The sequence below is a fragment of the Mesorhizobium sp. WSM4983 genome (assembly GCF_029625765.1).
GTDB lineage: Bacteria > Pseudomonadota > Alphaproteobacteria > Rhizobiales > Rhizobiaceae > Mesorhizobium.
In genome coordinates, this window is sequence record NZ_JARTVM010000002.1 from 626,648 (window position 1) to 649,937 (window position 23,290).

Annotated in this window: 19 protein-coding genes and 1 riboswitch; of the genes, 7 read left to right on the plus strand and 12 right to left on the minus strand. The window is 64.3% G+C overall.

Annotated features, from left to right (window positions below; genetic code table 11):
• Positions 1-62: 62 nt before the first annotated feature.
• Positions 63-836, minus strand: coding sequence for an amino acid ABC transporter substrate-binding protein (locus P9254_RS10330; protein WP_095778113.1), 774 nt, complete (start codon positions 834-836; stop codon positions 63-65).
• Positions 837-1,142: 306 nt separating this feature from the next.
• Here P9254_RS10330 and P9254_RS10335 point away from each other — a divergent pair, with 306 nt between their 5' ends.
• Entirely contained in the window at positions 1,143-2,006 is an 864-nt protein-coding gene (locus tag P9254_RS10335) for an RNA polymerase factor sigma-32 (RefSeq protein ID WP_067001865.1), read from the plus strand.
• Positions 2,007-2,162: 156 nt separating this feature from the next.
• Positions 2,163-4,160: a caspase family protein gene (locus tag P9254_RS10340; protein ID WP_278053471.1), complete on the plus strand. Its 1,998-nt coding sequence runs from the start codon at positions 2,163-2,165 to the stop codon at positions 4,158-4,160.
• 84 nt (positions 4,161-4,244) lie between these two features.
• Here the strand turns inward: P9254_RS10340 and P9254_RS10345 are convergent, their stop codons facing one another.
• The 4 genes from P9254_RS10345 to thiB form a co-directional block, all read right to left on the minus strand.
• A complete protein-coding gene (locus P9254_RS10345; RefSeq protein WP_095799779.1) occupies positions 4,245-5,687 on the minus strand; it encodes a M48 family metalloprotease in 1,443 nt (480 codons plus the stop codon).
• 207 nt (positions 5,688-5,894) lie between these two features.
• Positions 5,895-6,656 (minus strand): thiamine ABC transporter ATP-binding protein, encoded by a 762-nt coding sequence (gene thiQ / locus P9254_RS10350; RefSeq protein ID WP_278053474.1) that lies wholly within the window; start codon positions 6,654-6,656, stop codon positions 5,895-5,897.
• Complete coding sequence (gene thiP, locus P9254_RS10355) at positions 6,653-8,275, minus strand: thiamine/thiamine pyrophosphate ABC transporter permease (RefSeq protein ID WP_278053476.1); 1,623 nt, start codon at positions 8,273-8,275, stop codon at positions 6,653-6,655. Before thiP ends, thiQ begins: the two co-directional genes overlap by 4 nt.
• A gap of 216 nt (positions 8,276-8,491) precedes the next feature.
• A complete protein-coding gene (gene thiB / locus P9254_RS10360) occupies positions 8,492-9,499 on the minus strand; it encodes a thiamine ABC transporter substrate binding subunit (protein WP_067319427.1) in 1,008 nt (335 codons plus the stop codon).
• A 42-nt stretch (positions 9,500-9,541) separates the two neighbouring features.
• Positions 9,542-9,657, minus strand: a riboswitch (TPP riboswitch).
• A gap of 139 nt (positions 9,658-9,796) precedes the next feature.
• Here thiB and P9254_RS10365 point away from each other — a divergent pair.
• Together P9254_RS10365 and P9254_RS10370 are read left to right on the plus strand one after the other, a co-directional pair.
• Positions 9,797-10,441: a thiamine diphosphokinase gene (locus P9254_RS10365; protein ID WP_278053479.1), complete on the plus strand. Its 645-nt coding sequence runs from the start codon at positions 9,797-9,799 to the stop codon at positions 10,439-10,441.
• A 1-nt stretch (position 10,442) separates the two neighbouring features.
• Entirely contained in the window at positions 10,443-12,257 is a 1,815-nt protein-coding gene (locus tag P9254_RS10370; RefSeq protein ID WP_278053480.1) for an ABC-F family ATP-binding cassette domain-containing protein, read from the plus strand.
• A gap of 16 nt (positions 12,258-12,273) precedes the next feature.
• On the opposite strand, the gene P9254_RS10375 is transcribed toward P9254_RS10370, so the two are convergent.
• Positions 12,274-13,212: a homocysteine S-methyltransferase family protein gene (locus P9254_RS10375; protein ID WP_095799775.1), complete on the minus strand. Its 939-nt coding sequence runs from the start codon at positions 13,210-13,212 to the stop codon at positions 12,274-12,276.
• A 154-nt stretch (positions 13,213-13,366) separates the two neighbouring features.
• Between P9254_RS10375 and P9254_RS10380 the strand changes: the two genes are divergently transcribed.
• A complete protein-coding gene (locus P9254_RS10380) occupies positions 13,367-13,609 on the plus strand; it encodes a type II toxin-antitoxin system CcdA family antitoxin (protein WP_067002201.1) in 243 nt (80 codons plus the stop codon).
• A complete protein-coding gene (locus tag P9254_RS10385; RefSeq protein ID WP_278053484.1) occupies positions 13,609-13,911 on the plus strand; it encodes a CcdB family protein in 303 nt (100 codons plus the stop codon). The genes P9254_RS10380 and P9254_RS10385 overlap by 1 nt, the downstream gene beginning before the upstream one ends.
• Positions 13,912-13,922: 11 nt before the next feature.
• Here P9254_RS10385 and P9254_RS10390 read toward each other — a convergent pair whose 3' ends face one another.
• Together P9254_RS10390 and P9254_RS10395 are read right to left on the minus strand one after the other, a co-directional pair.
• Entirely contained in the window at positions 13,923-15,767 is a 1,845-nt protein-coding gene (locus P9254_RS10390; RefSeq protein ID WP_278053485.1) for a hypothetical protein, read from the minus strand.
• Between the two features lie 71 nt (positions 15,768-15,838).
• Entirely contained in the window at positions 15,839-17,137 is a 1,299-nt protein-coding gene (locus tag P9254_RS10395; RefSeq protein ID WP_067001833.1) for an adenylosuccinate synthase, read from the minus strand.
• A gap of 217 nt (positions 17,138-17,354) precedes the next feature.
• Between P9254_RS10395 and P9254_RS10400 the strand changes: the two genes are divergently transcribed.
• A complete protein-coding gene (locus tag P9254_RS10400; protein WP_067319440.1) occupies positions 17,355-18,245 on the plus strand; it encodes a DMT family transporter in 891 nt (296 codons plus the stop codon).
• Between the two features lie 41 nt (positions 18,246-18,286).
• On the opposite strand, the gene serA is transcribed toward P9254_RS10400, so the two are convergent.
• The 4 genes from serA to P9254_RS10420 form a co-directional block, all read right to left on the minus strand.
• On the minus strand, positions 18,287-19,888 hold the full coding sequence (gene serA, locus P9254_RS10405; protein ID WP_067001828.1) for a phosphoglycerate dehydrogenase: 1,602 nt from the start codon (positions 19,886-19,888) through the stop codon (positions 18,287-18,289).
• Between the two features lie 67 nt (positions 19,889-19,955).
• The gene (locus P9254_RS10410) at positions 19,956-21,131 is read right to left on the minus strand and encodes a phosphoserine transaminase (protein ID WP_278053487.1); all 1,176 of its coding nucleotides are present in this window, start codon (positions 21,129-21,131) and stop codon (positions 19,956-19,958) included.
• A gap of 198 nt (positions 21,132-21,329) precedes the next feature.
• Positions 21,330-22,103 (minus strand): outer membrane protein, encoded by a 774-nt coding sequence (locus P9254_RS10415; RefSeq protein ID WP_095824079.1) that lies wholly within the window; start codon positions 22,101-22,103, stop codon positions 21,330-21,332.
• A 205-nt stretch (positions 22,104-22,308) separates the two neighbouring features.
• The gene (locus P9254_RS10420) at positions 22,309-23,124 is read right to left on the minus strand and encodes an outer membrane protein (RefSeq protein ID WP_095782564.1); all 816 of its coding nucleotides are present in this window, start codon (positions 23,122-23,124) and stop codon (positions 22,309-22,311) included.
• Positions 23,125-23,290: the final 166 nt, after the last annotated feature.

The following is a 23,290-nucleotide window of genomic DNA, read 5'->3' on the forward strand; positions in this document are numbered from 1 at the left end:
CCCCCCCCCCCCCCCCCCCCCCCCCCCCCCCCCCCGGAACTCAAGCAAAGGGATGATTGGGCTTACTGCGAGACGTCCTGGCCGAAATATGTGTCGGCAATCTTCTTGTAGGTGCCGTCGGCCTTGATGTCGGCCAGCGCCTTGTTGATCGCCGCCACCAGTTCCGGATCGCCCTTGCGCACGATGACACCGGAATAGTCGGCATTCTCTTCCTGCGCGGCGATCTTCACATTGGCGTCGGGCTTGTGCTTCTTGAAATCGAGGAAGGACAGGCTGTCGTTGATGGTGGCGTCGGCGCGACCGGTGAGCAGCAGCTGGATCGACTGGTCGAAGCCGTCGGTGCCGACCAATTCGGCGCCGTTCTTCTCGGCGAGCTTGCCGAAATTCGAGGTCAGCGACTGCGCCGCCTTCTTGCCCTTGAGATCCGCGAATGTCTTGATGTCGCTGTTGTCGCCGCGCACGATCAGCACCGCCTTGGAGGCGATGTAGGGATCTGAGAAATCATACTTGGCCTTGCGCGCGTCGGTGATGCCGACCTCGTTGATGACGGCGTCGTAGCGGTTGGCGTCGAGCCCCGCGATCAGGCCGTCCCACTTGCCCTCGAGAAACTGCACCTTGACGCCGAGCTTCTCGGCGATCGCCTTGGCGATCTCCACGTCGAAGCCGACCAGGGCGCCGGATTCGTCATGATAGGTGAAGGGCGCGTAGGTGCCCTCCGTGCCGACCTTGATCACGCCCGCCTGCTTGATCTGGTCGAGATTGGCGCCGGCATGACCGGCTGTGACTGCCAGAACCTGCAGCGTTCCGGCGACGAGAAGCGATTTGAGCCATTTCATTTTTCTGTGATCCCGTTTTGACCGGTGCCCCGGCGCATGGTGAGAGCCGCAAACTGGCAGATGGAACCTCAAGAAATAAGGAACCAGATTTCAAAAATCGACCGTTCCAGAAATCCAGTTCTCAAAACCAGCGAAAAATCCGCCAAGCCAAGCCTCACGGATCGATAACAGAAACGTTTTCGGCAGGCATATGCATCCGCCGGCACTACGGAACCATTCGCGCTTCTGGCACGTTGCTGGCTGTTGTAGGGCGCTGCGACGTCATTTCAACCGTCATCCAGTGCAACGACCCCCAAAGGAGCCGGCATGATCGAGGATGTGGCAGGACGGACACTGGTCCGGGCGGCAATGAAGGCTCCCTATCTCGAGCGCGACGAGGAGCATCTCCTGGCCATACGCTGGAGGGAAAAAAAGGATCAGGACGCGCTGCATCTGATCACCGTCGCCCATATGCGGCTGGTGATTTCGATGGCTTCCAAATTCCGCCACTACGGTTTGCCGCTCGGCGACCTCATTCAGGAAGGCCATGTCGGCCTGCTGGAAGCGGCTGCCCGCTTCGAGCCCGCCCGCGAAGTGCGTTTCTCGACCTATGCCACCTGGTGGATCCGCGCCTCGATGCAGGATTATATCCTGCGCAACTGGTCGATCGTGCGCGGCGGCACCAGCTCCGCGCAGAAGGCGCTGTTCTTCAATCTGAGGCGACTGCGCGCGCGGCTTGCCAACGGCGCCGAGCCGCTCTCCAATGCCTCGCTTTACCGCGAGGTTTCGGCCGCGCTCGGCGTGCCGGAAGCCGACGTGGCGATGATGGATTCGCGTCTTTCGGCCCCCGACAGCTCCCTCAACACCCCGCTTGCCGATGAGAACGGCGCCGCCGAGCGGATGGATTTCCTGGTCTCGGAGGATCCGCTTCCCGACGAGGTCGTCGGCGAAACGATAGACGTCGAGCGCCGCGCGGTCTGGCTGAAGAGCGCGCTCGGCGCGCTCAATGCGCGCGAGCTGCGCATCATCGAGGAGCGCCGCCTGAGCGACGACGGCGCCACCCTGGAATCGCTTGGCGAGGCGCTCGGCATCTCCAAGGAACGCGTCCGCCAGATCGAAGCCCGCGCCATGGAAAAGCTGCGGGCGGCGCTGGTGAAGCAGAACCCCGAATTCCTGGCGGAAGCCGCCTGAAAGCCAAGGCAGCGACTCGAAGTCGCCAGGAGACTATCAGTCAGCCATCCCGGCGGCTTTCTGCATCCGTAGCCATGGATTGTGAATTCTTTAACAGACCCTCGCGGCGTAAACTGTCTTCCTGACTGCACCAACTTTAGCGGATGGGGGTTTGCCATGCTGCGATGCTGCGCGTTCCTTGCAGCCCTGGTTCTCGTGTGCTTCACCGCGTTCGAGGCTCACGCCGATCGAAGGGTTGCCTTGGTCATCGGCAATGCCGAATACCGAAATATTCCGGCTCTCAAAAACCCGGACAAGGATGCTCAGGACGTCGCGAACACGTTCCGGCTGGCCGGCTTCGACGTGTTCGTCGCAAAGGACTTGACCAAGCTTCAGTTCGAGGAGCGGTTCCGCAACTATCTCGCCGCGGCGGACGGTGCGGATCTGGCCGTCGTCTACTATTCCGGCCACGGTTTTCAGATCGGGGGCGAGAATTTCCTGATCCCCGTCGACGCGTCGCTGAAGGATGCCGCCGACATCGAGGTCCAGGCGATCAAGCTTGACGACGTGCTGGAGCAATTGCGCTCGAAAGCGAAGATCCAGGTGATCATCCTCGACGCCTGCCGGAACAATCCTTTCCCCCGCCAGGATTACTGGCTGAGGGACCAGCTGATCGTCGCGGGCGACGCCGGCCTTGCGCAGGTGAAGAGCTCACTGAACACGCTGATTGCCTTCGCCACCGAGCCAGGCGCGGTCGCCTATGACGGGCGCGGTGCCCTCAGCCCGTTCTCATCTGCCTTTTCGCGCCACGCGTTGGCGCCCAACCAGGAAATCCGCACGGTGATGGCGGCGGTTCGCCGCGACGTGGTCAAAGCCACCAACGGCAAGCAGGTTCCGTGGGAGAATTCCTCGCTGGTCGACGAGGTGGTGCTGATGCGCCACGATGACGCCGAGGGTCAGGAGGTCACGGCCAAGCAGAAGCAGCCGGATCCGGAGAGCGGCAGCCAGATCACCGGCGCCGCCGAGGCGATCGCAAATCGCGATATCAGCATCCCGGTTGGCGTCGGTCCGGTTCCGCTGAAGCTCGATTTCCCGAGCAACGACCCCGCGCTCAGCCTGAAGCTTGCAAGCTATCCGGCAACGGGAACTCTGTCGCTGCCGGACCGGACCCTGTCTCCGGATTCCAGCCTGATGGCCGGTGAAGTCGATAATTTGCGTTACGAGCCGCAGATCGGCTCGGCTGCTCCGGTCCAGATTGGCTTCCAAATCCGCGGCGGCAACGCGTCCAAGGCAGCGATGATGAAGCTGTCGCCAAGCGTCGACCCCTGCGACCAGGCGGCGGGCGCACCGCTCGACCTGCAGGGCGTCGCGCCCGGCCGTTTGCAGAACGAGATCGCCGGCGAGGCCGCTGAGGCTTGCCAGGCGGCGGTGAAGGCCTACCCCGACGTCGCTCGGTTTCGTTACGAGCTTGGGCGGGCGCTGCTGGCGTCCGGCAAGGTCGACGAGGCCAGGAAAGCTATCCAGGAAGCTGCCGACAGGGGGCACGTCCGCGCCATGTTCGAGCTCGGCCATATCGCTTCGTCCGGAATAGGACTGGCCGCGGACTCCGCGAAAGCGATCAGCTTCTATTCAGAAGCATCCGACAAGGGAGACCCCTATGCGATGGCCGCTTGGGGGCGAGCCTTGTTCAATGGTGTCGATGTCGAGCGGAATACCGGCAAGGGATTGGACCTGCTGCTCAAGGCGGCGGCCATGGGGCACGTCAACGCGATGAACGATCTCGCCGTGATCTTCAAGGATGGCCGCAACGGCGTGCCCGCCGACGAGGCCCGCGCCTTGGCTTTCCTCAAAGCCGGCATCGCGCGGCAAGAGGCATATTCGATGAGCATTCTCGGCCTTCCCGCGCGCAGCACCTTAACGGTCGCAGTGTGCAAGCCGAAGGTTGTGACGAAAATAGTCACCAAGGTAAAGGTTGTCCGCACACCCGCGCCGAAGACGCCGACGGTGACAGTCCCGACAGTGGTCAAACCACCTCAGACCGATACCGGGCCGGCGCCCTGGCGCGGCAGTAGCGGCGATCATTCGGGGTCCGGCGGCGGCCAAAGTGGTGAGGGCAGCGGAGGCAGCACCGGCGGCCAGACCAGCCCTGAAGGCGGCAGCAGTGGCGGGCTCTGATTGCTGCGGCAGCCGCGCGCCCGGGTTGACCGAATAGAAGCGCGCGGCTGATTCGTTGCGGAAGCACTTGCGCGGATGCCGACCCTACTTGTCGGTGACGATCTTGACCTTGTCGCCGGCCGACACGCTCGCGCCCGGCGACATTGCGTTGAGCACCCGGAACAGGTCGAGCTTTCGGTCGACGCCGACCATCTGAGCGGCAAGCGTGCCCATGTTCTGGCCGGGCTGCACAGTGACCACCCGGATATGCAGCGGCTTCAGCGCCGCCTTCTCGGCCGCGCTCAACGTGCGGAAGGAGCTGCTGACGGAGCGCGCGACCGGCTCCAGCGCGGTGCTGGCCGAGGGTGCCGCAGTCAGCAGCCGGTAGACCTGTCCGCCGGCCCGGATGACCGCGATATCGAACTGCCACCCTTGCGCGCTGGCATGCGCCATCGCCGCCTCGTTGCCGTTGACCGTTTCCTGGCGCACGCTGGCATCGTCCAGTCCGGCGACCCAGCCGCTGCGGATATAGTCGGTGAGCGACACAGACTTGTCGATCGCCACGCCATCGAAGCGGATGGCGATGTCGCCCGGACCGGTCGCGGTTACCGCGGCCGCCGAATTGTCGATGACGAAACCCTCGGGCACCGAGAACGACACGCCAAGGCCGGGATGCAGGAAGGTCTGGCCGCGCACATAGCCCTCTTCCGGCGTGTCGCCGTAGAGCAGCCCGTCTATGCCGGCCAAGAAGGCATCGCGGTCGCGCGTGCCGACGCCGGGCGGTCCGAAGTTGCGGGCGAGCCGCTGCGCCAGCTCGATGCGCTGCGGCGTGTTGGGATGAGTGGCCAGGAAGTCGAGGCTGGCATCCGTGGCGCCGCTGACCGAACGGAAATCGGTATAGGCCGACATCGACTGCAGGAAGCGGCCGGCCGCATAGGGGTCATAGCCCGCCTCGCCGATCGATTTGATGCCGATCGCGTCGGCCTGCAGTTCCTGGTTGCGCGAAAACTGCGCAAGCCTCAGCTTGCCGCGGATGAGAGCGGCCTTGGCGGTCGGGCTGTCGCCGAGCACATCGGAGACGACCTTGGTCGCCAGGCCTTCCTCGGCCTCGAGCTGCTGCCGCTGCAACCCGTGATTGGCGGTGACGTGGCCCATCTCATGCGCGATGACGGCCGCAAGCTCGGAGGAGTCGTTGGCCAGCGCCAAAAGCCCGCGCGTGACATAGAGATAGCCGCCCGGCAGCGCGAAGGCGTTGACGTTGGGCGAGTTGAGGATGGTGATGCGATAGGTCTGGGTCGGATTGGCCGAGACCACCGTCAGGTTGCCGACGACCTTGGCCACCATGCGCTCGAGCTTCGGATCGGAATATTCGCCGCCATAGGTGGCGAGAATCCGCGGATGCTGCGCTTTGGCCATTTCGGCCAGCCTGGCATTGGCGACGACATTGTCGACGGTGATCGGCTTGTCGGAGGGCTGGAAGCCGGACTCCTGCACGTCCGGCGGCGTGAACATCTGGCAGCTCGCCAGCGCCACGGCAAAGCCGGCCATCGCGAAAAATCGCGCCAGCGGCTTAGTCCATACCCTCTCGATGCCGGCTGTCAGATCGGCTTCCTTTCGTAATCTTGCGGCAAATCACGGCCCACCCGGACCAGCATGGCCGGACCTAGCCACACTCCCCCGGACAAGGCAAGCAAACGCCTGATCACCCGCAGCCGGTTTGGCCGTAAATTATGTCCGCTTCCGGGCAATGTGTTGTCATCCGGCAACGCTGCCGCCTCGATCGCCGATATAGCGCCGAAAGGCCTCCGGTCCAGCACCGTCGAAGAAATCGGCGGCCGACCCTGTTGCCGCGACCCTGCCCTCGTCGACGAACGCGATCCGTTGGCCGATGCGGCGCGCGTCCTGCGGCTGATGCGTGACGAAAAGCACGGTCATCTGTCGCTCGGCGTGGATGCCGGCCACGAGATCGAGCATGTCTTCGCGCAGCGCCGGGCCGAGCGAGGCGAAAGGCTCGTCGAGCAGAAGCACCGGACGGTCCCGTATGAGCACCCGCGCCAGCGCGACGCGCTGCCGCTCGCCGCCGGAAAGCTCGCGCGGCAACCGCTTTTCCTTGCCGGCGAGACCGACACGCCCCAGCGCGTCCGCGACCGCGCGGTGGTCGTCGGCCGTGAGCTTGAGCGATGGCGAGCGGCCAAGCCCGACATTGCCCTCGACCGAAAGATGGGCGAACAGGTTGTTTTCCTGGAACACCATCGAGACCGGCCGCACCGAGGGCGGCGCATTGTCGACATCGATCCCGCCGATCAGCACCTTGCCAGCATTGGGTGATTCGAAGCCGGCCACCAGATTGAGCAGCGTCGACTTGCCTGAACCGCTCGGCCCCATGATGGCGGTGATCCTGCCGGCGGCGAATTCGACATCGAACCGGAAGGATGCCTCGCCATAGCTGAAGGATACGCCGTCCAACGTGACGGCCAGGCCCTTCGTGGCCGCGATGCCATTATTATCCCTCGTCATGCCTTTGCCTCCCGCCCCAGCCAGTCGGCGGCGACAACCAGCAGCAGGCAGACGAGGCCGAGCAGCAAGGCCAGCCCCGCGGCGTCGGCGGTCCGGTAGCTGCCCATGCGCGCGAGTAGAAGATAGGGCAAGGTCTGGACGGAATCGCTGCCGAACAGTGCGATCACGCCGAGATCGCCGAGCGACAGCGCCATGGCGAACGCAAAGCCGGTGGCCAAGGGCCGCCGCAGCGACGGCCAGTCGACCAGCCGCAGCCGGTTCCAGCCGGAAATGCCGAGCGCCAGGCAGAGTCGCTCGTGGCGCTCGCTCGCCGCATCATAGGCAGGGCGGACGGCGCGAATGGCGAAAGGCATTGCCATCACCGCATTGACCGCGACGACCATGACGGGTGCCATGGCGAACACATCGGTGATGTTGCGCAGAGCCAGGAACCAGCCGGCGCCGATCACGATCGGCGGCACGACCAGCACGAAACCGGCGCCGGTGTCGGCGGCGCGTTCGAGCAGCGACATGGCGCCGCCCGCGCGGCGCCGCAGGGCCAGTGCGCGTCGGGCGGCAACCAGCGACAGCGACAGCATCACGCAAAGCAGCGCCGAGAGAAAGGAGAGCCCGGCGCTGGTGAGCGTCGCGCGGCGCACGGCGTCCTCGCCGGCCAGCCGGCCGAGATCCGCCTCCAGCCCGGCGAGCACGGTCGCCGCCATCGGTGCGGCGACGAACAGCAGCGCAAGCACGATCAGGCCGGCATTCAACGCGGCCTCGGCGGTGCTGGCCGCAAGATAGCGGCGTGGCGCTACCGGCAGATTAGCGTCGCCGACCGTGTTGGCGCCGAGTCGCGTCAGCATAGCGACCACGACGAAGGTCAGCAGGATCTGCAGAAACGTTAGTGTTACGGCCCGCGCGGGATCGAAATCGAAGCGCAGCGCCTGGTAGATCGCGACCTCCAGCGTCGTCGCCGCCGGCCCGCCACCCAGCGTGAGTACAATGGTGAAGGAGGTGATGCACAGCATGAAGACCAGCCCGGCGACCCCCGGCAGCGCCGTGCGCAGCGCCGGCCATTCGATCAGCCGGAAGGCCGACCGAGCGTCCATACCGAGCTGGCTCGCCAGCCGCCACTGGTCGGCCGGCACGGTGGCGAGCGCCTCGAGGAACAGCCGCGTGGCCAATGGCAGGTTGAAGAAGACATGCGCGACCAGGATGCCGGAAAGGCCGTAAATGCCCGGCCATTCCTCACCGCCGAACGTGCCGAGGATGCCGGCAAAATAACCGGCACGGCCGTAGAGCGCCAACACGCCGAGCGCGGCGACGATGGCCGGCAGCGCCAGCGGCACCGTGAACAACTGCAGGATCAGGCGACGTCCGGGAAAGTTCGTTTGCCTGGACAGGGCGCGGCCGACGAACACTGCCGGCAAGACCGAAAGCAATGTCGACAGCAGCGCCTGCCAAAGCGTGAAGCGGGCGACGCGGAGCAGATAGCTGTCGAAGGCCGCGGCAGCGCTGGACGGACCGCTCGCGCCTTCGAGGATCAGGCCGGCGAAGGCGCCGCCGATGAGCAAAGTGATGGCGACAAGGGCGATGATGCCGGCAGTGATGCGAGGGTCAGGGCGCGGCGTGGATTGCACGCTGCACCACGTTGGCTCGAGCTAGCGAACGCCGCGTTCCGTCGCGCCCCCCTCTGTCTTGCCGGACATCTCCCACTCTAGGAGGGAGATTGGCAGCTTTGCCGCTCTTCCTACACCGTCGGCGGCTAGCGAAATCACCGATGACCGCGAATTTCCCCCTTTGCGGGGGAGATGGCCGGCCGGACAGAGGGGGGTGCTCAAGCGCCATCCTGCGTCCTACTTGCTCATCGCCGCCAGCCATTCATCCACCCAGGCCTTGCGGTTGGCCGCCACCTCGTCCGGGCTGAACAGCAGGGTTTTGGTCGGCTTCACCAGCTTTTCGAAGGCCGGGTTGAGCGGCTTGTCGGTCTTGCCGGCCGGGAACATCCAGTTGGTCTCCGGGATGATGTCCTGGAACTTGGGCCCGGTCATGAAGGCTATGAATTTTTCCGCCAGCGGGTTCTTCGCGCCGGTTTTGGTGATGCCGGCGACCTCGATCTGCAGATATTCGCCCTCCTCGAAGGACGCCGCCTGATAGCGCTCGGTGTTCTCGGCCACCATGTGGTAGGCCGGCGAGGTGGTATAGGAGAGAACCATCGGCGCCTCGCCCTTGGTGAACAGACCATAGGCCTCGCTCCAGCCCGGCGTCACGGTCAGCACCTTCGGCTTCAGCTTGGCCCAGGCTTCCGGCGCCTTGTCGCCATAGACCGACTTGACCCACAGCAGCAGCCCGAGGCCCGGCGTCGAAGTGCGCGGATCCTGGATGATGATCTTGTCGGGGCCGGCGCCCTCGACCAGTTCCTTCAAGCTCTTCGGCGGCGTCTTCAGCTTTTCGGTGTCGTAGACGACGGCGAAATAGCCGTAGTCGAAAGGCACGAAAGTGTCGTCTTTCCAGCCGCCGGGCACATTCAAATCGGCCACCGCGCCATGCCGCGCGAATAGGCCGCTCGCCTTGGCATCCGCGGTCAGGTTGGTATCGAGGCCGAGCACGACATCAGCCTTGGTGCCGGCGCCCTCCAGCTTGACGCGGTTGAGCAGTGCCACGCCGTCGGCAACCGAGACGAATTCAAGATCGCAGCCGCATTCGGCCTCGAATTCCTTCCTCACCGCGGGCCCGGGACCCCAGTCGGCGGTGAAGCTTTCGTAGGTGTAGACGGTAAGCTTGTCTTTAGCCTCGGCAGGTCCGCCTGCCAAAAGCGAAACAAGGCCGACTGCAAGAACAAGGTTGGACAATAGCGAGCGCATCGGCGCCTCCTTCGTTCGCGTTAAAGGAATTGAGGCGTCGGATGGTCCGAAACGTCTAATCCCTCCGCCGGTACAAACCGGATCAGGTTCAGCGGGTTGGCTTTCGTTGCCTCTCAGCCGGTTCGCAAAATCAGCGTCCGGCACCCCGTTAGAGCATTTCGAGACATAGGCCCGGCCGATGCGGCGCGCAAGCGGAAGTTTCCGGGGATCATCATCGTTCACCGCGGTAGCGAAGCGCGATTCCGTTTGGACGCGCCCGCTTCCGTTTCGTGGGCCGGGCTGGTAAGGGCGACGGCCATGGGCACATTCACCATCCTGCTTGGCGGCGATCTCGTCCGCACGCCTCGCCTCGATCGCCAGATCGAAGGCTCCCGCATCATCGCCGCCGATGCCGGTATCGGCCATGCCCATATGCTTGGCCTCCTGCCGGAGCTCTGGGTCGGAGATTTCGACTCGGTACCGCCAAACCTGCCGGAGAATCTGGCCGCCGTGCCGCGCAAGATTTTCCCGACCGAGAAGGACATGACCGACGGCGAGCTCGCCATTGCCGAGGCGCTGGCGCGCGGCGCCACCAGCCTGGTGCTGGCCGGCGCCTTCGGCGGCAAGCGCGCCGATCATGCCTTTCTGCATTTGGCTCTAAGCGTGCGGCTGGCCGAGGCGGGCACGACCGTGCTGCTGACCAGCGGCGCCCAGGAGGGCGTGCCCATCCTGCCGGGCAAAGCCGGCTTCGACTACGCCGAGGGCACGCTGTTCTCGGTGCTCGGCTTCTCCGACCTCGCCGGCCTGACGGTCTCAGGCGCCAAATGGCCGCTGGACGGTGTCGAGGTGGCGTTCGGCTCATCGCTTACCATATCAAATGAGATCAAGGGTCGGCTCGAGATCGCGCTCGAGCGTGGCCGGGCGCTGCTGCTCGCCCACCCCTATCCTCTTCCCGAAAGCTGACATGGCCCCGCCTCTTCTCAATCTGGATGGCATAAAACTGACTTTTGGCGGCACGCCGCTGCTCGACGGCGCGGCACTGAGCGCCTCCGCCGGCGAGAAGATCGCGCTTGTAGGCCGCAACGGTTCGGGCAAGTCGACGCTGCTCAAGATCGTCGCGGGGCTGATCGAACCGCAGGACGGCGAAGTATTCCGCCAGCCCTCGGCAACGGTGCGCTACCTGCCGCAAATGCCCGATATGGATGGCTTCGCCAGCGTGCGCGCCTATGTCGAAGCCGGCCTCGGGCCGGCCGACGACCCGCATCGCGCCACTTATCTGATGGAGCATCTCGGCCTGACCGGCGAGGAGCGGCCGAACGACCTTTCCGGCGGCGAGGCGCGCCGCGCAGCACTCGCCCGCGTCATGGCGCCGGAGCCCGATATCCTGCTCCTCGACGAGCCGACCAATCATCTCGACCTGTCGGTCATCGAATGGCTGGAAGAAGAGCTTGCCCGCACCTCGTCGGCCGTGATCCTGATCTCGCACGACCGCCGCTTTCTCGAGCGCGTCTCGCGCGCCACCGTCTGGCTCGACCGCGGCCAGACGCGCCGGCTGGACAAGGGGTTCGCGCACTTTGAGGAATGGCGCGACCAGGTGCTTGAAGAGGAAGAGCGCGAACAGCACAAGCTCGGCCGCCAGATCGTGCGCGAGGAGCATTGGCTGCGCTATGGCGTGACCGCCAGGCGCAAGCGCAACATGCGCCGGCTCGGCGAGCTGCAGGCCATGCGCCAGCGTTTTCGCAGCCATCGCGGCGCCGAGGGTTCGGCGACGATGGTGGCAAGCGACGCCGCTGAATCCGGCAAGCTGGTGATCGAAGCCAAGGGCATCGAGAAGAGTTTTGGCGACCTCACCGTGGTCAAGGGCTTTTCGACCCGTATTCAGCGCGGCGATCGCGTCGGCCTTGTCGGGCCGAACGGCGTCGGCAAGACGACGCTTCTCAAGATGCTGACCGGCGAGCTGCCGCCGGATGCCGGCACCGTGCGGCTCGGCGTCAATCTGGAAATCGCAACACTCGACCAGAAGCGCGAGGCCGTCGACCCGCTGGAGACGCTGGCGAATTACCTGACCGACGGGCGCGGCGAGAACCTTGTGGTCAATGGCGAGCAGCGCCACGTCGTCTCCTATATGAAGGATTTTCTTTTCAAGCCGGAGCAGGCGCGCACGCCGGTGCGCGAGCTTTCGGGCGGCGAGCGGGCGCGACTGCTGCTGGCCCGGGTGCTGGCGCGGCCGGCGAACCTTTTGGTGCTCGACGAGCCGACCAACGACCTCGACATGGAGACGCTGGAGCTGCTGCAGGAACTGGTCGCCGGCTTTGCCGGAACGGTCGTCCTGGTCAGCCATGATCGCGATTTCCTTGACCGCACAGTCACCAGCGTGATCGCGCCCAACGGCGCCGGACGCTGGATCGAATATGCCGGCGGCTATTCCGACATGCTGGCGCAACGCGGCGGCTCGAAGCTGGAGGAGCGCAAGGCAAGGCCGAAGGCTGAAGCGAACGAAGCGACGGCCAGGGCCGAACAGACCAGCGCTAAAAGCCCGGCCAAGAAGCTCTCCTTCAAGCAGAAATTCGCGCTGGAATCCCTGCCGAAGAAGATCGAGGCGGTGAGCGCGTCCATCTCAAGGCTGGAGAACAATATCGCGGATCCGTCCTTCTATGAGCGCGATCCGGTCTCGTTCCAGAAGACCATTGCGGCGTTGGGCAAGGAGCGCACCACGCTGGCCTCACTTGAGGAAGAGTGGCTGGAGTTGGAGATGCTGCGCGAGGAGATGGAAGGCTAACCGCTATAGGCAAGCCTCAGAGGCAGGCCTCGCAGATCGCAGCGATATGGCGTCTGTCGGTGCCGCAGCAGCCGCCGAGCACGGCTATCTGGCCGAAGCGGTCGCGCATGGCGCGGTAGCGCCGGCCGAGGTCGACAGGATCGCCTGGATCGAGTTCGGTCGCCGCATCCAGCTCGGCATGGCTTTTGGCTGAGGCGTTGGCCCGCACGCCGCGAATGCGCCTGATCCAGCGTCCGTCGCCGGCAAGGACGGCGTCGAAATGGCTCGGATGTGCGCAGTTGATCATGAAATATGCGGGAGCGCCGTCCGTTTCGTCGTCAACGGTCTCGATGGCGTCTCTCAAGCTCTCCCCCGAAGGCAGGCGTCCGTCCGTCTCGACGGTAAACGAAATCACCGACGGGAGCCCCACCGCCATCGCGGCAAAGGCTATTCCGGCAGCCTCCTGCGCATAGGTCATCGTAATGGCGCTGACCATATCGGCGCTGGCATCGCGGAATGCCTTGACCTGATCGCCGTGATAGGTCTCGGCCTCGGCGGGCGACATGACTGTGTCAACGTGGTAGCCGTCGCCACGGGGCCCGACCACCCCATTGACCAGCACGGTCATGCCACGCGCAACATAGGGCGCAGCCAGCGCCCGCGCCCATGACACTGCCTGCATGTCTATGCCCGACAATGCGACTTTCGAATAGCCGAGCTTTTCGCCCCAGTCCGGATTGGCGCGCCACGTCGGAGTATCGAGCACGAAGCCGACGCCGTGTTTGTCGGCGATGTCGAGATACTGGCGGAAATAGCGGGCCAACGTCGTCCGCCCCTCCTCCTCGCCAAGAAGCGGAAAGGCGGCGAAGGAGGGCAGATCGAGGCCTTCCAGAAAAACAAGCGAGGTCTCGAGGCCGCCATCGGTCAGGAAAACGGCTTCACCCAGCTCACGAACGTCGATCTTCGCACTGGTCATCGCCGTCTCCGGTCAGACCTGCCGCTTGCGCGACTATAGCATTTGAGGGCGAATTTGCCATGCCGGTCCGGTCGCGAAGGTCGCGCTGGTCCAAGCTATCCATTGCAGCACTCGCGTGATGCGCATATTCTATACGCATGTTGCGGAGGCTATCATGCGCAAGATTGCCGCAAATGCGGTCCGCCAGCCGGCAAATCTATCGATCGATTCACAGCTCATGAAGGAAGCCAAGGGGCTCAACGTGAATGTATCTCGTGCCGCCGAAGCCGGGATCGCAGAAGCTGTGGCAGCCGAGAAAACGCGGCTGTGGAAGCTCGAAAACCGCGCCACCATGGATGCCTGGAACGAGTATGTCGACACGTACGGCGTTCCGCTCAAGGAGCATAGGCAGTTCTGATGGCGCGCTATGACGCCTTTGCCGCCAGCGGCATCGAAGGCGGCTACCTCCTCGAGGTTCAATCCGACCTGCTCGACAATTTCAAGACGCGCGTCGTCGTTCCGCTTTTGCCCCTCGCGTCGGCGCCGCCGCCAATGCGGAAGCTGCACCCGGTCTTCGAATTCAATGGACGCAAGCTGGTCATGGCCACCCATCTGATCGCTACGGTGGCTGCGACGGAACTCGGGGAAAACCGTTTCAACCTCGCGAAGCATCACGACGAGATCGTTGCAGCGCTCGACATGCTGTTTCAGGGCTTCTGAGCCGCTCGGCCTCAACCGGACGTCTTCGTCGCCCAGGCCTTCAGCGCCTCATCAAAAACCTTCTCGCCCGGAATGCCCTTTTCCATGGTGAGCAGGGCACGGCGTCCGGTCTTGTAGACCACCGGCACGTCGATCCAGGCCTGCCCCCTGAGCAGCGTCAGGTTGGCGTCCTCGTCGGCCTTGGTGTCGTTGAGGGCGACGAGGAAGAAGCCGTCGGCGATCTTGGCCGGGATGCCGATCAGCGGGCTGCCGGCGTCCTGTTCCGAGCTCTTCATGGCGATGCGCAGGATGTTGTCGACGCCGCCGCCGTCAAACCCTTCCGGCGTCAGGAAGATCATCTCGATGATGTGGCTGGCCGGCAGCGTCTGGTCGGTATTGCGCCGGATGGTCATGCGCAGCTGGATGTCCTTGCCGGGTATCGTCGCCTCGGCGCGGATCGCCGGCTCCGGCGGCAAGTCGCCGCCCGGCGATTCCTGCACCAGCGACCAGACGATGCTGCCGGGCTCGGCGGTGCCCTGCTGCGTGCTGGTGCGCTCCTCATAGAAGATCGCTTTCTGGCCGACCGGCACGGTCGCTTGGGCCGTCGCAGGCGCAGTCCCGGACGCGGGTGGCGGAGTCGTGCCAGCGGCAGGCGGAGTGGCCGCCGCGGCCGGAGGCGTGGTTCCGGCGGCCGGCGCGGGCGGATTGGCGGCGGCACCGGCGGGCGCCGACGGCGTGGTCCCGGCAGGCGGGCTCGCGGGCGGGGTTTGCGCAGCCTGCGGAGTGTCGGCGGCGGGCGGGGTCGCGGCCGGAGTTGGCGCGGCGGGCGGCGTGCCGGCGGCGGGCGCCGGCGTCATCCCAGGCGCGGCTGGCGGCGGCGTGGTCAGCGCGGCGACGGATTCGCCCTCGCCGATGGTGCTCTGGCCGCCAGCCGGACCAGGATCTACTTCCTTGCCCTCGGGCGTCAGCCGCTGGGTGAATTTCGCTGTTTCGGCCGGCTCATTGGCTGCAGCCGCGTTATTGCCCGCAGCCGGCGGCGCGGCCGCCGTCTCGGCGGTCGGCTTTGTCGGGGCGGCAGGCTTGACCAGAGGCTCGGTCGAGACGGTCTGGCTGCTGCCGCCCTTCAAGCCGAGTATGGAGCTGAACGCATCCTTGTTCAGCCAAACGCCGTACCCGCCGCCGGCCAGCACCAGCAATGCGACAACGGCAGCAATCAACCCGCCATAGCTGCGCTTGCGCGGCGCAGGCCGCAGCCGCTGGAAAGTATCGGCCGGCTGCTCGTCATTGGCAAAGACATCGCTGTCCTCGTCCGGTTCGGCGGCGTTCATCCCGGGCAGGCCGACATCGTCCTCGCGCGGCGAGGGCATGGGCGGCGGTGCCGCGGGCACCTTGTGCCAGCCGCCGGGCTCAGTCTTCGTTGCCCCTTGCCAGCTTGGTTCCGTCTTTGCTGCGCCTTGCCAGCTCGGTTCCGCCTTCACCGGCGCCGGTGCGGGCGCCGTCTTGGAGGGCTCCGGCTTGAAGGGCTCCGGCTTGGCAGGTTCGGGCTTCGCCACCGACGGCTGCCGGACGTGGCTCGGCTGGTTCTTGTTGCGGTCGATCGAGGAAAAAATATGTTCCAGCTCCGCCAGGGGATCTTCCGCTGGAGCCGGCTTGGGCGCCGGAGCAGGCTTGGCATACTCGCGCTCGACGCTGGCGACGGCATCTTCGAGCGAACGTTTCTGCTTGCTGATGACCTCGGCCGACAACGGCGGAGAATAGTTCGCGAGTTTCTTCGCCAGCATCTCACGAGCATTCTCGTAAATCCGCTTGCGCAACTCGGGCGAGGGCTCGCTGTGCTTCGCAAGCTGTTTTTTCAGAACACCAACGAAATCTGCCATGCGTCAGTCGACCTGCAATTCTTTCCCGGGCCGGCCGCAAATCAGCCGTAGCGCCTGGAAGCGCTGTGAAACTAGTCTTGAAACGGATCGGTCACAAGTATCGTGTCGTCCCGCTCCGGGCTGGTGGAAAGCAGTGCAACCGGGGCGCCGATCAGCTCCTCGATGTGGCGGACATATTTGACGGCTTGCGCCGGCAGATCGTTCCAGCTCCTGGCGCCGGCCGTCGTTCCCTTCCAGCCTTCGAGCGTCTCATAGACCGGCTCGACGCGCGACTGGGCGCCCTGGCTGGCCGGCAGATAGTCGATCAACTCGCCATCGAGGCGATAGCCGGTGCAGACCTTGATCTCGTCCAGCCCGTCGAGCACGTCGAGCTTGGTGAGCGCGATGCCCTTGATGCCGTTGACGGCCACCGCCTGGCGCACCAGCACGGCGTCGAACCAGCCGCAGCGGCGCTTGCGGCCGGTGACGACGCCGAATTCGTGGCCGCGCGTGCCGAGGAACTCGCCGACCTCATTCTTCTGCTCGGTCGGGAACGGCCCTTCGCCGACGCGCGTCGTATAGGCCTTGGTGATGCCGAGCACATAGCCGATCGCGCCGGGGCCGGTGCCGGAGCCGGCGGCCGCTTGCCCTGCCACGGTGTTGGATGAGGTGACGAAGGGATAGGTGCCGTGGTCGATATCGAGCAGCGTGCCTTGCGCGCCCTCGAACAGGATGCGCGCACCCGCGCGGCGCTTGTCGTCGAGCACCTTCCAGACGCGGTCCATGTAAGGCAGGATCTCGCCGGCCACCGAGGTCAGCTCCTGCATGATCGCCTCCTGGGTCGCTTCCGGATGGCCGAGCCCGCGGCGCAGCGCATTATGATGCGTGAGCAGCCTGTCGACCTTCAGGGGAAGCGTTTCCAAATCCGCCAGATCCATCACCCGCACCGCACGCCGGCCCACCTTGTCCTCATATGCGGGGCCGATGCCGCGGCGGGTCGTGCCAATCTTGGTTCCGGAATTCGAGGCGGCGTCTTCGCGGAACCCGTCCAGCTCCCGGTGCAGCGACAGGATAAGCGCGGTGTTTTCGGCGATTTTCAGGCGTTCGGGCGTCACCTCCACGCCCTGCTCCTTGAGCTTCTTTGTTTCCGCGACGAAGGCGTGCGGATCGAAGACCACCCCGTTGCCGATGATCGACAGCTTACCCTCTCTGACCACGCCGGACGGCAAGAGCGAAAGCTTGTAGACCTTGCCGTCGACGACCAGGGTATGACCTGCATTGTGGCCGCCCTGGAAGCGCACGACCACGTCGGCGCGCTCCGACAGCCAGTCGACGATCTTGCCCTTGCCTTCGTCGCCCCACTGCGAGCCGACGACCACCACATTGGCCATGTTCTTTTCCCTTGAGATGCCGCCTTGGCGGCTTGAAACGACAGGCCTCTATAGCCTCATGTGCAGGCCGATGCGACCCCTTCTTTGTCCCCGAAACCACCCAGGGCACAACAAACCAGGCACAACAAATTCCGGCTTTCGCATCATTTACTTGGCCTCGCCATCGCAATAGGCCGGCATCCTTCTTCCACCGCGCCTGCCGGTCCAGGATTAAGCGATGCATCGAGCCGCATATCTGTTCCTGCTCTCCACCATGCTGCTGTGGGGCGGCAATTCCGTGGCCGGCAAGCTTGCCGTCGGCCATGTGTCGCCGATGACGTTGGTTTTCCTGCGCTGGGTGCTGGCGGTGCTGATCATGCTGCCCGTCGGCTGGCGGACGTTTCGCGAGGACTGGCCTGAACTGCGCCGGCATTGGCTGCTGGTCGCCGGCCTCGGCGCCTGCGGCTTCACGGTGTTCAACGTCATCTTCTACACGGCGCTGAACTACACGACCGCCATCAATGTCTCGATCGAGCAGGCCGCCATACCGATCGTCATCATCCTCGCCAACTTCGTGCTGTTTAGGCTGCACGTGCAGCGCCTGCAGATCGTCGGCGTCGCGCTCACCATCCTCGGCGTCGCCCTGACCGCGAGCCATGGCGACCTCGGTCAGCTGCTGAAGCTCGAGCTCAATTTCGGCGACGCCATCATGCTGGTCGCGGTCCTCTGCTACAGCCTCTATTCGGTGGGGCTGCGCCTGAAGCCGGCCGTTCGCTGGCAAAGCTTCATGCTGGCTCTGTCGCTCGCCGCGCTTTTGACCTCGGTGCCGTTCTTTGTCTGGGAAGTGGCGGCGGGCCGCGTCATCGTCCCGGACGCGCGAGGATGGGCGGTCGCGTTCTACACCGCGCTCGGCGCGTCCGTCGTCTCGCAGATCTTCTACATCAAGGGCAACGAGCTGATCGGCGCCAATCGCGCCGGACTGTTCATCAATCTGGTGCCAATCTTCGGCACCCTGCTTTCGGTGCTGATCGTCGGCGAGCAGTTCCAATTCTATCAGGGTCTTGCGCTTGCGCTCGTGCTCGGAGGCATCGCGCTGGCCGAATACAGTGGCAGCAGGGCCGTTCTGTAGGGGAAATGCCCCGCATGCCGAAGCATGCGGGGCATGATCTTTCAGGCGGCGCCGACATCGAAGTGCAGCGGTTTGGCCGAATCGATCGATTGGTGCGCCCGCAGTTGATCGAGCACCCTTTCCGGGAAGGGTGCGTCGAGATAGAGCAGCGCGATCGCATCGCCGCCCGGCCGGTTGCGGCCGAGCTGGAAGTTGGCGATGTTGACGCCGTTCTCACCGCAGACGGTGCCGAGCAGGCCGATGATGCCGGGCGCGTCGGCATTGGTCGTGTAGAGCATGTGCTGGCCGACCTCGGCATCGAGGTTGATGCCCTTGATCTGGATGAAGCGCGGCTTGCCGTCCGAGAAGCAGGTCCCGGCGATCGAGCGCGTCATATGCTCGGTCTTGACGGTGAGCTTGATGTAGCCGTCGAAGACGCCAGATTTGTCGCGCTTGACCTCGGCGACGATAATGCCGCGCTCCTTCACCATGATCGGCGCCGACACCATGTTGACGTCGGAGACCTGCGGCCGGATCAGGCCGGCAAGAGTGGCGCTCACCAGCGCGCGCGTGTTCATCGTCGCGGTCGAGCCGTCGAACAGTATCTCCACCTCCTTGATCGGATCTTCGGTGACCTGGCCGACAAAGGCGCCGAGCACCTCGGCCAGCTTGACGAAGGGTTTCAGTCGGGGCGCTTCCTCGGCGGTGATCGACGGCATGTTGATGGCGTTGGAAACGGCGCCCTTGATCAGGTAATCGGCCATCTGCTCGGCCACTTGCAGCGCAACGTTCTCCTGCGCCTCGGTGGTCGAGGCGCCGAGATGCGGGGTTGCCACGACATTCTGCATGCCGAACAGCGGATTGTTCTCCGCCGGCTCGGCCTCGAAAACATCGACGCCGGCGCCGGCCACCTTGCCGCTCTTCAGTGCCGCGACCAGGTCGGCCTCGACGACCAGCCCGCCGCGCGCGCAATTGATGATGCGCACGCCGTCCTTCATCTTGGCGATCGCGGCCGCATCGATGATGTTGCGCGTCTTGTCGGTCAGCGGCGTGTGCAAGGTTATGAAGTCGGCGCGCGCGAAAAGCTCGTCGAGCTCGACCTTCTCGACGCCGAGCTCTTCAGCGCGGCTGTCCGACAGGAACGGATCGAAAGCCACGACATGCATCTTCAGGCCGACGCCGCGCGTCGCGACGATCGAGCCGATATTGCCGCAGCCGATCACGCCCAGCGTCTTGCCGGTGATCTCGACGCCCATGAAGCGGTTCTTCTCCCATTTTCCCGCATGGGTCGAGGCGTTGGCCTCCGGGATTTGGCGCGCCAGCGCGAAGATCATCGCAACGGCATGCTCGGCCGTGGTGATCGAGTTGCCGAAGGGCGTGTTCATCACGATGATGCCCTTGCGGCTCGCCGCCGGAATGTCGACATTGTCGACGCCGATGCCGGCGCGGCCGACGACCTTGAGCCTGGTGGCGGCATTGATCAGCTTCTCGGTGACCTTGGTCGCCGAGCGGATGGCGAGGCCGTCATACTGGCCGATCACTTCGAGAAGCTTTTCCTTGTCCTTGCCGAGATCGGGCAGGTAGTCGACCTCGATGCCGCGGTCCTTGAAGATCTGCACGGCGGTGGTTGAAAGTTTATCCGAGACGAGAACGCGGGGCGCCATGGCGGCCTCCTTGAAGAATGGGATTGATCCGTTTGGGATCGGCGGCCCGAAGGCCGCCGCGAATGACTCAGGCGGCCGCTTTCAGCGACGCCTTCTGCATGGCGAAGGCCCAGTCGAGCCAGGGCAGCAGTGCTTCGAGATCGGAGGTCTCGACGGTCGCGCCGCACCAGATGCGAAGGCCGGGCGGCGCATCGCGGTAGGAGCCGATGTCGTAGGCGACATCTTCCTTGTCGAGCGTCGAGACGATACCTTTGGCGAAAGCCGCCTGACCGTCGGCATCGAGCGCCGCCACGTCCGGATCGGTGAAGGACAGGCACACGGAAGTGTTTGAGCGCGTCGCCGGATCGACGGCCAGATGGCCGAGCCACGACGACCTGGCCACGAACCGGTCCAGCACCGCGGCGTTGGCGTCGGCGCGGGCGATCAGCGCTTCCAGGCCGCCGATCGACTTCGCCCATTGAAGCGCATCGAGATAGTCCTCGACGCACAGCATCGACGGCGTGTTGATGGTCTCGCCCTTAAAGATGCCCTCGATCAGCTTGCCGCCGGAAGTCAGGCGGAAGATCTTCGGCAGCGGCCAGGCCGGCTTGTAGGTTTCCAGCCGCTCGACGGCGCGCGGGCTGAGGATCAGCATGCCGTGCGCGCCCTCGCCGCCCAGCACCTTCTGCCAGGAGAAGGTGACGACGTCGAGTTTATCGAAGTCGAGCCGCTGCGCGAACGCCGCCGAGGTGGCGTCGCAGATGGTGAGACCCTTGCGGTCGGTCGGAATGAAATCGCCGTCCGGCACGCGCACGCCGGAGGTCGTGCCGTTCCAGGTGAAGACCACGTCGCGATCGAAATCGATCTGCGTCAGATCCGGCAACACGCCGTAGCCGGCCTCGAACTTGCGCACATCGGCGAGCTTGAGCTGCTTGACGACATCGGTCACCCAGCCGGAACCGAAACTTTCCCAGGCGACCATGTCGACGCCGCGCTCGCCAAGCAGCGACCACAGTGCCATCTCGACCGCGCCGGTATCGGATGCCGGCACGATGCCGATCCGGTAGCCGGCCGGGACCTTGAGGATTTTGCGCGTCAGCTCGATCGCCTGCTCGAGCTTGCCCTTGCCGATTTTGGCGCGGTGAGAGCGTCCGAGCGCAGCAGCTTTCAGCGCCTCGACCGACCAGCTGGGGCGTTTTGCACAGGGACCTGAGGAGAAATTGGGGTTTGCCGGACGGAGTCCGGGCTTGGTAAGCGTCGTCATCGTGGTCTATCCTTCCAGATAGTGGCCCCTCGTTGGGGAGGGGTGGCCCACGGACGGCGATATGCTTTCAGCCTTCCGGCGTCAAGAGCAAAGTTTTTGTCGCTGTCGGGATATTTGTCTGACGGCACCACGCGCCGGAAACGAAAAAGAACGGCGGACCCGTTCGACCCGCCGGCGGCAATTTCCGAGTTCCCTCGCTTACCAAAGATCGTAGCGCAGCCCGAGCTTGACCTGATGATTGCTGATCCCCTTTCGGATCGAGTAGGAGGTCAGGCTGTCGGCTGTCGCATATTCAGCATCAGGCGCTGAGAAATACTGATATCCCAGATCTATCAGCACATTCTTTGAGACCTGGTAAGCAAAACCTGCATTCAAGGTGTACGCAAGTGAATACTTCGTCTTGTTATCGGTTTGGGTGAAATCATCGGAGGGATCAGCGTTGTCGGTGAAATAGCTCGCTGAAAGATTGTACTTGCTCCGCACAATGCCGAGACCCGCTCCAACATAAGGTGTAACGCCGATATAGGTACCAAGGTCGACGTAACCGTTGAGAATGCCCGAGAATGCATAATTCTTGAGGGTCGCGGATGCCACGGTTGCCGTGGCCGGCGGTGTCACGATCAATGTGTCATCGTAGCCGACACTGACCCTGTTGCCCGGCAGATAACCGAAATTGAAATCAGCACGCAGGTAATCGGTGAAATGGTAGCCGAAGCCTATACTCGCAAAGATCGGGTCTTCTTTGTCGCTGAAGCTCCCCGGCGGGGAGGCGAAATCCTCATTCCTGAAGCTCTTCTCCACCAGATAGGAGACGTCGCCGCGGAGGTACCAGCCGGAGCCTACCTCGACCGGCTGATAATCCGGCGCCTGATCGACATAGATCGGCGGATCGTAGTCGGCCGACACCGCCTGTGTCGCCGGCATCAGCACGATTGCGGCGAGCGCCAGTGCGATACACGATTTTGATGTCATGGTCCCCGGCTCCTGAGATTGGCGCCAGTCGCGAACGCGAGCACAGCTGCCGTTTCAGGAGCATTGTTAACCATAGTGGTTAAGTGCCGGTTAAGGATAACAGGGGGTTACCGAATTGATTTCGATGCTGTTTGCCGGCCACCCACAAAAGAAAATCGCCCGGCTGGCGCCGGGCGATTGGCAGAATTTCAGGATCTCGAAGCGGCTACTTGGTGTAGATCGGCTCCGGCTCAGGCTGGTAGGCCACCGGTGTAGTGCACCCATTGTTGCCGCCGAATTGGTAGCGCAGACCGCCGCGCACCTCATGCGTGTTGATGCCGTGGTCGAACCCCGGCCCGGAACTCGTCGAATCGAACTCGAACATGCGCCCGCCCTGGATGTGAGTGAAGCGGTAGCCTGCGTCGAGGATCACCCTGTCGGTCAGGCAGTAGGAAGCGCCGGCCATGAGCGCATAGGCGAAGCGCCAGTTGGACGAACCCGGGTTGGTTTCGGTGGTGTTCGGATCGTGGACCGTGTCCCACTTGACGTGCGCGCCGCCGATGCCGGCGCCGACGTAAGGCGTGATGCCGTGATAGGTGCCGATATCGACATAGGCATTGGCCAACAGCAGCAGCGCGCTCATCCTCGACACCTCGGTTGATGTCGTGACGAGGTCCGAGGTCTGGCCGTTGAAGTCCGACTTGAACCAATAGTCGGCCGTCAGATCGGTTCGGAAGTAATCATTGATCTTGTAGCCGACGCCGCCGCCGAGCGAGAAGCCGCCCTTCAGCTTGCCGAAATCGAAATCGTTGGTGCCGGGCGGTGGCCCGTATGTAATGTAGTCGATGCCGCGCAAGGTCGACTTGTGGTAGTCGATGTCGCCGCGAATATACCAGCCGCCGACGTCGATCGGTTGAGCCTCGACCAGCGGCGGCGGAGCTTCCTCCACCGGCGGTGGTTCCCCCAGGTCGGCGGCGAGGGCCGGTCCGGCCACTCCCGCCAACAGCGCGGCAAACAGTGCCATTCTTGCGGTATCGAACATGCTGTCACCCCTAAGAAGCCTCGGGACGACATCGCCCGAAGATGAACCTCGGCGTGGATAATGAATTGCAAAGGTTAAAAGCCGTTTAACCGTACCGATTAACCACGAATGCCTACAATTTTAGAGGGTATTCCGTTGTCCGGGGTGTTGTGAGCGCGCGAAAAAG